The 10837-nt window shown below is 53.4% G+C and carries 9 protein-coding genes; 4 read left to right on the top strand and 5 right to left on the bottom strand.

Annotation, left to right across the window (positions count from 1 at the left end):
- Positions 1-403: 403 nt before the first annotated feature.
- The 3 genes from KF752_19000 (at position 404) to hflC (ending at position 4247) form a co-directional block, all read left to right on the top strand.
- Entirely contained in the window at positions 404-1315 is a 912-nt protein-coding gene (locus tag KF752_19000; GenBank protein ID MBX3423650.1) for a PEP-CTERM sorting domain-containing protein, read from the top strand.
- Between the two features lie 953 nt (positions 1316-2268).
- Positions 2269-3276 (top strand): FtsH protease activity modulator HflK, encoded by a 1008-nt coding sequence (hflK, locus tag KF752_18995; protein ID MBX3423649.1) that lies wholly within the window; start codon positions 2269-2271, stop codon positions 3274-3276.
- Between the two features lie 8 nt (positions 3277-3284).
- The gene (gene hflC / locus KF752_18990; protein ID MBX3423648.1) at positions 3285-4247 is read left to right on the top strand and encodes a protease modulator HflC; all 963 of its coding nucleotides are present in this window, start codon (positions 3285-3287) and stop codon (positions 4245-4247) included.
- A 162-nt stretch (positions 4248-4409) separates the two neighbouring features.
- Here hflC and KF752_18985 read toward each other — a convergent pair whose 3' ends face one another.
- From KF752_18985 to KF752_18965, 5 genes are all read right to left on the bottom strand, one after another.
- Positions 4410-5234, bottom strand: a complete 825-nt coding sequence (locus tag KF752_18985) for a hypothetical protein (GenBank protein ID MBX3423647.1) — start codon at positions 5232-5234, stop codon at positions 4410-4412.
- A gap of 169 nt (positions 5235-5403) precedes the next feature.
- Positions 5404-5664 (bottom strand): Uma2 family endonuclease, encoded by a 261-nt coding sequence (locus KF752_18980; GenBank protein MBX3423646.1) that lies wholly within the window; start codon positions 5662-5664, stop codon positions 5404-5406.
- 270 nt (positions 5665-5934) lie between these two features.
- On the bottom strand, positions 5935-7389 hold the full coding sequence (locus tag KF752_18975) for an NADH:flavin oxidoreductase (protein MBX3423645.1): 1455 nt from the start codon (positions 7387-7389) through the stop codon (positions 5935-5937).
- A 54-nt stretch (positions 7390-7443) separates the two neighbouring features.
- A complete protein-coding gene (locus tag KF752_18970; protein MBX3423644.1) occupies positions 7444-8472 on the bottom strand; it encodes a cytochrome c family protein in 1029 nt (342 codons plus the stop codon).
- Positions 8473-8526: 54 nt separating this feature from the next.
- Positions 8527-9789, bottom strand: a complete 1263-nt coding sequence (locus tag KF752_18965; protein MBX3423643.1) for a 2Fe-2S iron-sulfur cluster binding domain-containing protein — start codon at positions 9787-9789, stop codon at positions 8527-8529.
- A 296-nt stretch (positions 9790-10085) separates the two neighbouring features.
- Between KF752_18965 and rnc the strand changes: the two genes are divergently transcribed.
- Complete coding sequence (gene rnc / locus KF752_18960) at positions 10086-10817, top strand: ribonuclease III (protein ID MBX3423642.1); 732 nt, start codon at positions 10086-10088, stop codon at positions 10815-10817.
- Positions 10818-10837 lie beyond the last annotated feature (20 nt).

The following is a 10837-nucleotide window of genomic DNA, read 5'->3' as shown; positions in this document are numbered from 1 at the left end:
TTTGCGCGAGCGAGGTCTTTCTCGTCTAACAGGCCCTCTCTCAATGCGACTCTAACTGGACCTTTTAGGCGCTCGCTGACAGGTTGAGTCGTATCGCTCGGAACGTGAACCCAGGTTACTAGGCCGCCACAGGACTGAGGTCGCTGGAAACTCAAAGGCTGATAGTCTCCCGAAAATTGGCTTTAAAGGATCTTGAATGCCATAAAATTCTTGAACCTCATCCGAGATTTGGTATATAGGAGTTCGCCCCTGACTGGGCTCCGGCAAGTATGCGTCAGGAAAAGTGTCGACTGCAACTGGAGAATTGTGTGTCAGCGAGTTACCTGTAATCGGTAGGATTATCCTGTAAACAATGTACAGAACCCGCTGATTTGCTGTCATCGAATTTTTTGGAGGGTGGTCAATGTACACTCGAGTTCTGTTTTTAAGTGCGCTTCTTTTAGTCTCGATCAGCTTGTCGACTCAGGCACCGGCTGCTTTGCTGAACTGGACCCTCGATTCTCAGCAGAGTTACGTCAGACTCAATTTACCGCTGAACACGGGGTTGACGATCAATGGGATCGCCGTGAACGTTCGCTTACGGAACCCCGACAACTCCAACTGGTCTGATGCTGGCGGTCGGGCGTCTCAAATTGCGGGAACATTTTCGACACAACTTGATGTGGAGACAAGTACGTTAATCTACCTCCCGGATTCTCAATCGATCCACGCAGTTGAATTTGGAAGTTTTCGCCCAAACCCGGCTGCTTTCGAACCCACGGCCACCAACACCAACAATCCGGGTGGCCAGTACACAGACACCAGCGGGGCACCTGTAGCTTTCGCCCTTCGTATTAATTACAACTCTCTCCTCTTCAATGTTACTGCAGGATTTCTTGCGCTCCGCGATGTGAGCTATGCTACCGGTGGGTGGATCGCACTCTCTGAGTCTGACGGCGCACTGGTCGGCACAGGCGGCACTTTTGGGATCGAGTCCGGGTTTCTCGACATCGATGGCAATTCAGTCACTGTAGGTAATATCACTGAACAGTATCTAGTCGACACTCGAGGGGCTAGCTTGACCGGTTATGGGCTGCTCGGTCAGAAGACCAATACCGGTACCGTCAGCTATCGCCAGTTTTCTCCAAGTATTCATCAATTGGAACAACTGATCAACATACCTTTGGTATTCGATATCGAGGGAGTTCAGATCGCCGGTTCGCTCACCGGACGGATTCTCGCCCACGCCGTACCAGAGCCCGCCAGCAGCGGTTTGGCGATCATTGCCCTCGGCCTGGCGGTTTGGCGAAGACCCCTGACTCGCGCGAGCCGCTGAGACTGCCGTGCGAGTAGTTGCAGGGCCGAAGAATATACTAGGACTGAATGACACCTAATCAAAGTAAGTTGCATAAGCGAAGAAGCGGATTCAGTGTAATTTGCACAAAAGCGCGCCACTTGCGAACTGTGATTACCACTATCCCCGCCGGCACGGTAAGGTTTACTTCCACGCCATGAGGAGCCGACTTTACAGCCAGACTGTAAGTTCCTTGTTTTTTTGTGGCGATGCGCCGGTGTTGGTGGTTTTTGAAATTCAGGTTTACGGCGCCGCCGGTGCTCGAATATTGTCCGCTAACGTTACTAACTAATGGTGGGGGCTGCTGGACTGCCGATAAGGGAGACACACAGTCTCCTCAAATGGATTTACAACTTTTAGACTTGCGCGGGCGAAGTTTTTCTTATTGCCAGTTGCAATTGGCAACTGATATTGCCAGACTAGGGCGGCAATCAATCTTTCTTTAAACGGCGTTACACGTATGCGGAGTTTTAGATTTGCCCAAAGAAATGTGTCCCGTGCGCCGATGTCACCGTGTCCATGTCCAAAATCGTCAAGTAGCGAAAGCTCGACTCTAGCCACTTTGTACGTATGCATCCACTGGCAACTACGCGATAAGACATCCGTCGATTCGGATTCCAGCGGCTGAAACCAGTCATGCGACGGGCAGTCGTTGAGCCATGGCAATTACCCTAGCTGGCACGGCTGCAAGGTTTTTTCAGCAAGTGCTCAGCGGCTTTAAGTATTTAGCGCGTTAATACAGCTAGAATCGCGCTGGACAGGTGCTTGATGGGGCTTATGGGTCTAGTTTTCCTGTCGGTCCAGCTTCCTTTGCGTCAATTCCTGACCTAGGCTATCTATCCAGCGTCTGCAAACTGGCTTAGATATGTCCATGAGTTTGCAGCGCGGCTTACCATTTGGTAATTGGGATACACGATTTAGGGAAGTCAAGAACGATGAAGTCCAATCGCAGGAATCGGAACGAATTCGACTGGAGACGGTTTGATTGGGAGCGAATTGATTGGAAGGCTCTCGAACAGAATCGTGGAGCCCTCATGCTTCTGGCCGCAGTGGTGATCGTGATTTCGGGGCTGCTGACCTCGCTCTATACGGTACAAGCCGAATCGCAGGGAGTTGTGCAGCGATTTGGCAAATACATCAAAACGGTAGATTCGGGCTTGCGTTTCAAGCTGCCTTTCGGGGTCGATCGAGTGAACATTGTACCGGTCAAGCGGCAAATGAAGCAGGAATTCGGTTTCAGCACTGAGGGGGCTACCAATCGCTGGCAATCCTCAAACGAACAGGATTTTGAACGGAGTATGGTTACAGGAGATCTTAACGCTGCCAATGTCCAGTGGATTATTCAATATAGAATTCTTGAACCCAGAGACTACCTTTTTAGCGTACGCGAACCAGACGACACATTGCGGCACATATCCGAGGCGGTGATGCGAACCGTTGTCGGTGATCGCACGGTCGACGAAGTGATCACGATTGGCCGACAGGAAATCGAATCCGAAGCGCTCAGTCGCTTACAGAATCTAACCAACAAGTACCAATTAGGGCTGAGCATTGACCAGGTACAGTTAAAAGATGTCGATCCACCAGAGTCGGTTCAGGCATCGTTCAACGAAGTCAATCAAGCTCAGCAAGAACGCGAGCAAATGATTAATGTCGCCAATGGCGAATACAACAAGGTGGTCCCCCGAGCCAGTGGTGAAGCCAAACAGAAGATTCAGGCGGCCGAGGGTTATGCGATTAAGCGGGTGAACGAAGCTCAAGGCGATGTTTCGCGCTTTGAGGCCGTTTTGGCCGAATACTTGAAAGCCCCCGAAGTGACCAAGCGCCGCATCTATGTCGAAACGATGAGCGAAGTATTGCCCAAAATGGGCAAGAAGATCATTCTTGACGAACAGGCCAGTCAAATCCTGCCATTACTCCAGCTTCCCACCAGCGGTAATTGAGGTCCACTTTGAACAAAATGCATTTACCGCTAGTCCTTGTTGGTTTGCTGGCCGCCATCTACGTTATGGGAGGCGGCTTGTACACCGTTTCCGAAACCGAGCAAGCAATCATTACGCAGTTTGGGAGACCTGTGGGCGAACCGATCACCGACGCTGGCATCCACACCAAACTTCCTTTCATACAGAAGGTCATTCGCATCGAGAAAAGATTTCTTGAATGGAATGGTCGTCCCAATGAAATGCCTACCAAAGACAAAACCTACATCATTGTCGACTCGTTCGCACGCTGGCGCGTTGTTGATCCGACACAGTTTTACTTGCGACTACGAGACGAACGCAGCGCGCAGTCTCGACTGGACGACATCCTGGGCAGCGAAACTCGCAACACGATTGCCAAACATGAATTGATTGAGGTTATTCGCACCACCAAAGATCGTCAGCCTGCCAAGGATAGCAGTTTGGGAGATCTGCCCGGTAGCATGGGGACACTCTATCCCATCTCGGCTGGACGAGAAAAGTTAGAGCAGGAAATCCTCGTCAATGCTGCCAACAAGCTAAAAGACTTTGGCGTCGAACTGCTGGACGTGAGATTCAAACGCATCAACTACAATAAAAGCGTTCAGTCGCAAATATTTTTACGAATGATCAGCGAACGCCAACAGATTGCCGAGCGGTTTCGTAGCGAAGGGGCAGGCGAAGCCGCCAAAATATCAGGTAGGAAAGAACGAGACCTGCTGGAAATCGAATCGACGGCCTATAAAGCGGTCCAAGAGATTCGAGGGGCAGCGGATGCTAAAGCTACCGAAATCTACGCCAACGCTTTCAATCAGAATGCACAGTCGATCGAATTCTATGAGTTCAGCAAGACGATGGAAACCTACCCGAAAATGTTAGACCAGGACAGCACGCTGATTCTCACTACGGGCAGCGACATTTTTAAGTTTCTGAAAAACATCTCTCAATCCAAGTAAGAATTGACTGTGATTTGATAGACGTAGTCTGGCAAATCATTTCCTGATGCCTCACTACGCCGAGAGAACTGAATCACGAGCACCCCGTTTTGCAACGAAGGCTGGCGTAATTCAGTTTTCGTAGTTTGCGCACGGAAAGGTCTCGGCTGGTGTACGGCCGCGCTATCGTTTGCTGTCGCGCCGGGCTTGCGAGCGCTGGCCGCTGGCTGACAAGTGTGCTTGAACTCGTTTGCCGCCACCTCGGGCGATGCGTGCCTTGGCTGCGCGAGCGGCCACGGGGCGATTGCTGCTAGCCAACGAAGCGCCGGTCGGCACAACCAGTTTGCTTCTAGTCTTGGTACCTGCTGCCTTGGCCGTCTGGCTGACGGCTACCGCAGGCCGCTTGGCCAGCAGCTTCTTACGACTGCTGGAAATCGCCGCAATCTTTTTCTTACCAGCCGATTTTCCAGCCGTTCTGGCCGTCGACTTGGCTGCGGACGAAGCAACCGTTTTGGCTGCCGAAGTGTTGACATCCGTAGACCGCTCTACGACTGCGGTGACCGCCTTGGCTTTACTCGTCCGGTTGACGGCACGCTTGGCTTTCTTCAACTCGTCCTTCACAGTTGATCGGACGGCTCGGGTGACAATCTTGCGATCTTGCTTTCGTAGCACGACCTGTTGCGAACCGGTTGCAGCACCGGAACCTGATTGGTCCACCAACTTGTCACGTCGCTCGACAAATACCCGATAGACCTCAGCAAACAGCGCCGCCTTTTCATCGCTCCGAGCGTTGGCTGCAGTCTGTCTGGCCCCCTTGGCGGACTGTGTAGATCGACGCTGAGCACGCGACATATTCACCCATTTATCCCGCAATGTGCGGCTTCGCTTAACTGCATCATTCAGTTCAGCGACTGTCAGGCTGGCGAGCAGTTTGGGGGCAGCCATTTCATACAGCTTAAACTCGGCGGCGGTACACAACGACTTGGCGGTTTGACGGTCAAGGAGCATCTTAGTATTCCAATACTCAGGAGGCGAAAAGTAATGGCAGATAAGGCGTAACATTTGCACAGCCTAGATGCACAGGTAGGATATCAGAGTTCGGCGGCATTGAGAACCAGCGAATACGGATCAGAGCGCAGCGATCAAAAGTTCATTGTTTGAATCGATTTCCAGTAGCTTACCAAACGAGCGCCGGGTCGACCATCGACCGTGGTTGAACCTGCATGCAGATCGACTCGGTCAGCGGTTCCCCAACGTACCTACCGCCAACATGCACTAACTGCAACACCTGATGCTCGTTGGGGAACACGATCCAGTATTCCGGGATACCGGCGCTTTCATACAATCTGCGTTTGGTTTTCAGATCGTGGTCAGGATTCGAAGGTGATAGAATTTCGACCACCAAATCCGGAATTCTGTTGATCTTGGTAGGAGTCAAAATATGCTTCCGCTGTCACGTTACGACAACCAGATAAGGCTGCACGATGTCATGGTCGGAAAGCTGCAGGTCGACAATATTCATTGTGGCTGGCAACAAGGGACCAGGCAATTTTGACTGTTCGGTGACCAAGGCAAGGCAGTTAGTTGGGCGCGCGACGGTCTAAAATTTGCTGTAGCCAACGTCGCCAGTCGGTGGTCTTTGGCCGACATGCACCCTCTGGCGACGGTAGCTTCGTTTCTGCCGAAGCACAATCTATTGTTAATCTGCTCAAGGCTTTGGTTGGGCTACTTTGGCTTGTTGCAATTGCTCGCGCTGAGGCAGATGTTTATAGAAGTCATCCAGGGGATAGCAACCGCTGACCAGTCCATTGCGCGGAGCGGTGGTGCAGTCGCTGAATGTTCTGCATATCAATTTACGATTGGGCGGTTGTCCGCCCAAAGTGTCATGGGGCAGGGTGGGATGTGATAGCACCATCCTGCCCAGTCCAACCAAGTCTGCCATGCCGGCGCGAACGATGGCTTGAGCCACCAGCGGCAAGAATTCTTGCAGGTAACTATAGCCGGTTCCCACGATAGGCAGCTCCGGGAATGCTCGCTTTATCTGCGCTGTGACGCGAATCTGTCTAGCTACACCCACCAACGGATCCTCAGGCGGCTGATAGCCATCGCTGGGCGGGAAAATTGCCGGACGCTGGATGTGTGGACAGTAGTAGGGACTGCCGCAAGTCGCATTGAACATGCCGACCCCTGCGGCTTGCAGTCGCCCAATCAACTGGATGGGCTCGGACAGATCAATCTCCAGTGGATTGTGCGGATCAACTCCAAAGCCAAATAGATACGGTTCATTCCAATTCCAGTTGTCTGGTTGGCCTACATCCTGTCCGGGCTGATAGGGCAGGGTGTCGAAGACGCTTAACCGAACTCCAATCGACAGATCCGGACATTCGCTGCGTATTCGATCGACGATGGTCAACAAAACTCGCGATCGGCCATCTAAGTCTCCACCAAATCTGCCGGGCCGCGTCCGAGCGCTCAGCAGTTCATGCAGCAGGTATCCGTGACAGGCCTTGACATCGACAAAGTCAAAACCAGCGCGCCGAGCCAACTGAGCGGCTGCGACATAATTGTCAATCAACCGCTCTAAATCATCATCACTCCACAGGCAACTGTCGTCGTCTGCAGCGATTCCTACTCGCGCATCCAACAGCGGATGATGGTAGGCAATGCGCGGTTGCCACTGTTTGTGACTGTTCGGTTTGCAAAATCTGCCCGAATGGGTCAATTGCAAACCGACGACTAGGCCCTCGGTTGATCCGCAAGCCTCAGTGTGGGCTTGCCACAGGGTCTGCAACAATGCCCGTAGCCCGGCCTCATTGTCTCCGGTAGCCAATGTCTGATTGGGATTGGCGCGTCCGTCAGACTGAACTGCAGCGGCCTCACCACCCCAGATCAGCTTGGCACCGCTTTGTCCAAAACGTTGCCAGCGGCGCAACGTCAATGATGAGGGCGAGCCATCGGGATGAGCGTCCCAGCCCTCCATCGGATGAATGCACCAGCGATTGCCGATTGTCAACGAGCCCACCTGTATCGGCACAGCCAGCGGCGACCCTTGGTCGGCAGACAGCAGTTGCGGATCACAGGGAATTTCCACGCCTAATGCGCTCAGCCGCTGGCTGAGTTGAGCGGCGCTGCGCAGTTGAGCTACTTTGGGATATCGACTCATAGACAACTCAAATGGCCACGATTCTGCACGTTTAAGTCGTCTATGATAGCCTGACTATTTCCACTTGTCTTGGGCGGGAATGAATGGGTCGATCGCCTCGAGCTCATTTCCCGGTACGCTAGCCGCAAAGCGAATGCCCAAGAAATTGATCTGATCGGCTGCTTGCATAAGTGGCTGGCGATGATTCATTTTCAGCTCGACGCTGCCAAAGACGCCCAACACTTCATCCAGCAGAGGTTGGCGGAGCTTGGACTGTGCGGCGGCTAAGCGTTTGGCGGCTCGCGCAGCGCGGCGGGCGGCGTTAACACCAAAATCAGCCTTTTCTGTAGCGGCCGCAGTGGCTCGAATGCTGAATTCCAAGTCGGCGATCATGCCAGCCATAAACATTTGTCGCAGTCGATCACGACTGGAAGGATCATTGGATTGTCCCTGAGTGCGTGAAAAATTGTGCCGCAGGGTACCTTGCGACCAAGCGACGAACTCAAAATCCATACTACCAGCATTGTGACCACCGACGTTCACCAGCCGCTCATCGGGCACTGTATGGCAGCGGTAACAGCTTTGAGCGATCAAGTAGACGTTAACCGGATTGCGCATGCCTCCACCGATGCTGGCCCGCAGACGCGCCAAACGATGCTGAGGTGATTCCGTTTGGCGAGTAGCCCGAGGCCCACCAAAATCGTTGTGAACTTCGATCCATTTCTCTGCCGCTCCATGGCACGATTCGCAAGAGATTCCGGAAATCGCTTGCAAGTTATGATGGGCGTCGGCTTGCATGGTGTAGTGACACTTAATGCAATTGGCGTCGTTCTTGAAGGACTGAATGCCAAGACGATCGGCGATTTCTTGAGCTGCCGGATTGCGATGGAGCGTCATAAATGTTGTATGATGCGGAGTCAGTTTCCAGACACCAACTTCAGCTGCGTGACACTTCTGACAGCTTTCAGCGCCTAGTACCTGATGCGGATTCAAATGCACATCGGTCACCGCATCCCGTGGCTCTTCGGCACTAACCGGGCTGGCAACCACCACCGCCCACACTAATGACAACACCAGCCGATTGATTATTTCATACCAGTTCATGCTTAACACTCATCTATCCAAGGAGAATTCAACACGCAACTTCGTTCTGACTGGCTAGGCATCCAAAACAACATCCGAGGTCGGTCGGGCGACGCAGGTCAGACATTCGCCGTCTGCCAAGCTGACACTAATCTTACGATCGTAGGCAACAGAACCTTTGAGCAATTTGACACGGCAGCACCCGCACACGCCGCTCAAGCAGCCGCTGGCAATAGTCACATCGCTGGCCTGGGCCAATTCCCACAAGCTTTGGTCCGGGCTAGACCACCGTGTATCGGTTTGACTCTTGTGAAATCGTACGGCATGGGCCTGAGCAGGATTCACATCGCCGCCAATACTGGGAGCTGCACCGCCAAAGGATTCCCAATGGATGTGAGCTTCCTGAATGCCAGCCGACAGCAGTTCTTGTCGCATTGAATCCATCCAGGACTCCGGACCGCACATATAGTAGTGGGCTGACCGACCAGCTTTTTCCGAAGCAATGCCTCGTATGTCAATCTTTCCAGCGCGAAACTGGTCGGCTGGTACCTGATGGCTCGCTTCGCTCGATAACGTGCCGCGACTGACATATGTAATTGCCTGAACGTGTGAGCGATTCTGACAAACTGCATGCACCTCTGGCCCCAATGGCCAGTGATGTAGATCTGTGACCTGATAGTGCAACCAAACCGGACGAGTGGGCGTGTGAAAGATCGAATGCTGCATCATGCTGGCCATCGGCGTGATGCCCACGCCGGCTGCCAGTAGCACCAGCGGACCCTTGAATTCCAGGGGCAGATAAAAGTGACCGGCGGGACCACCGATCAGCAAGCAGTCACCGTCGCGGATATTGTCGTGCAGCCAGTTGCTTAGCCCTCCAGACTTGCGATCGACGCGCAGCGGTTTGTCCGATGGCTGTCGCTTGACGGTAATCCGCCACATCTTGTCATTTGGAGCGACGGACAACGAATAACAGCGCGTCGACTGATAGGCACCGGCCAGCGCTGGCCGCACTAGCAGATACTGTCCAGGAAAAAACCCGGGCAATGGTTGACCATAGGGGTCACTCAGGTAGAAGCTCCTGACGTCCAACGATTCCTGGACCACCTTGGCAACTTCCATGACTCGCCACTCCCCAGCATGGCCAGGCGCAGTGGTGCTTTCAAGTTCGCTGGTCAGTCGGGCGATGCGGGTAGCGCTACGCAGTTTCTTAAACTGCCGCTGACGGCGAGTCTGCTGTCGGTGCCGGATGCGTTGCCAGGTCACTCCGGCCATCGTGAAATGACCAGCGGACGTAACGATTAGGCCCAGTGCGATAACGAGAAAAGTCAAGTGCATGGCGGAATCACACAGAAAATGGTTTATGAAACTTAGGTTATGACTAGGCAGACGCGACCCGCCAGGTGTCTGAATGTGCGATCGGATGGACTCGGCAGGTTGACACTAATTGATACGACCGTTACTCTCAGGCCCGAGGGGTGAGCATTTTCCCAGCTTGTGTGCTGCGTGCATGTTGCGCTCTGGTAAGCTGGTGAGTACGGCGTGAATCGCCGGCAGACTGCCGGTCATAGATATTGCCGATGAGGCCTGTGCGGCAGATCCAGAACAATACTCTTGGTCGTCATTATCGTTGTATGCCAGAACAACCTGCCGAAGTCGCTGACCAGGAACGGCTTGAGCTGTGCCAACAGCGAATCGGTTATCGGTTCAACGATCCACAGCTCTTGCGCTCTGCGTTGACTCATGCATCCGGAGTGTCTTGCCGCCTGGACTCCAATGAGCGACTTGAGTTTTTAGGCGATTCCATTCTGGGATTCTGCATCTGTGAACAACTATTTCGGCAGCACAGTCAATACCTTGAGGGTGAACTGACGCAGATCAAATCGGCGGTGGTCAGCCGTCGCGTGTGCGCGCGCATTAGTCACACGATGCGCTTAGACGAATGCTTGATCTTGGGGCGCGGGGTACCGCAAGGGTTGGGGGTACCCAAGAGTTTACTATCCGACGTCTATGAGGCGATCATCGCGGCGATCTACTTGGACGGCGGGATGGAAGCCGCTCGGTCTTTCATCTTACGGACGATGGACGACGAATTGCGACACGCCGTCGAAGGTCATTCGAGCGGCAATTACAAGTCGGCCTTGCAGCAACTGGCTCAGCGTGACCAAGGTCCTAGCCCCGTCTACCGCTTGATCGACGAGACAGGCCCCGACCACAGCAAACAATTTCAGATCGCCGTCGAAATCAAGAAACGTCGATTCTCGCCCGCCTGGGGGCGCACCAAAAAAGAGGCAGAGCAGCGAGCGGCTGGCAATGCGCTGGCCGAGCTCGAGAATCGCCAACCTCCCTACCTTGATCCGCTGTAGAAATATCGTGCAGGGTGGAA

The organism is Pirellulaceae bacterium (assembly GCA_019636385.1).
Taxonomy (GTDB): domain Bacteria; phylum Planctomycetota; class Planctomycetia; order Pirellulales; family Pirellulaceae; genus Aureliella.
The sequence above is the reverse complement of the archived record's forward strand: the minus strand, read 5'-3'. Positions and strand labels throughout refer to the sequence as shown.

Bases quoted from the DNA above. Each gene is read 5' to 3' on its own strand.
- KF752_19000 (MBX3423650.1), top strand. From the start codon at position 404: ATGTACACTCGAGTTCTGTTTTTAAGTGCGCTTCTTTTAGTCTCGATC.
- hflK (MBX3423649.1), top strand. From the start codon at position 2,269: ATGAAGTCCAATCGCAGGAATCGGAACGAATTCGACTGGAGACGGTTT.
- KF752_18985 (MBX3423647.1), bottom strand. From the start codon at position 5,234: ATGCTCCTTGACCGTCAAACCGCCAAGTCGTTGTGTACCGCCGCCGAG.
- KF752_18975 (MBX3423645.1), bottom strand. From the start codon at position 7,389: ATGAGTCGATATCCCAAAGTAGCTCAACTGCGCAGCGCCGCTCAACTC.
- KF752_18970 (MBX3423644.1), bottom strand. From the start codon at position 8,472: ATGAACTGGTATGAAATAATCAATCGGCTGGTGTTGTCATTAGTGTGG.
- KF752_18965 (MBX3423643.1), bottom strand. From the start codon at position 9,789: ATGCACTTGACTTTTCTCGTTATCGCACTGGGCCTAATCGTTACGTCC.
- rnc (MBX3423642.1), top strand. From the start codon at position 10,086: ATGCCAGAACAACCTGCCGAAGTCGCTGACCAGGAACGGCTTGAGCTG.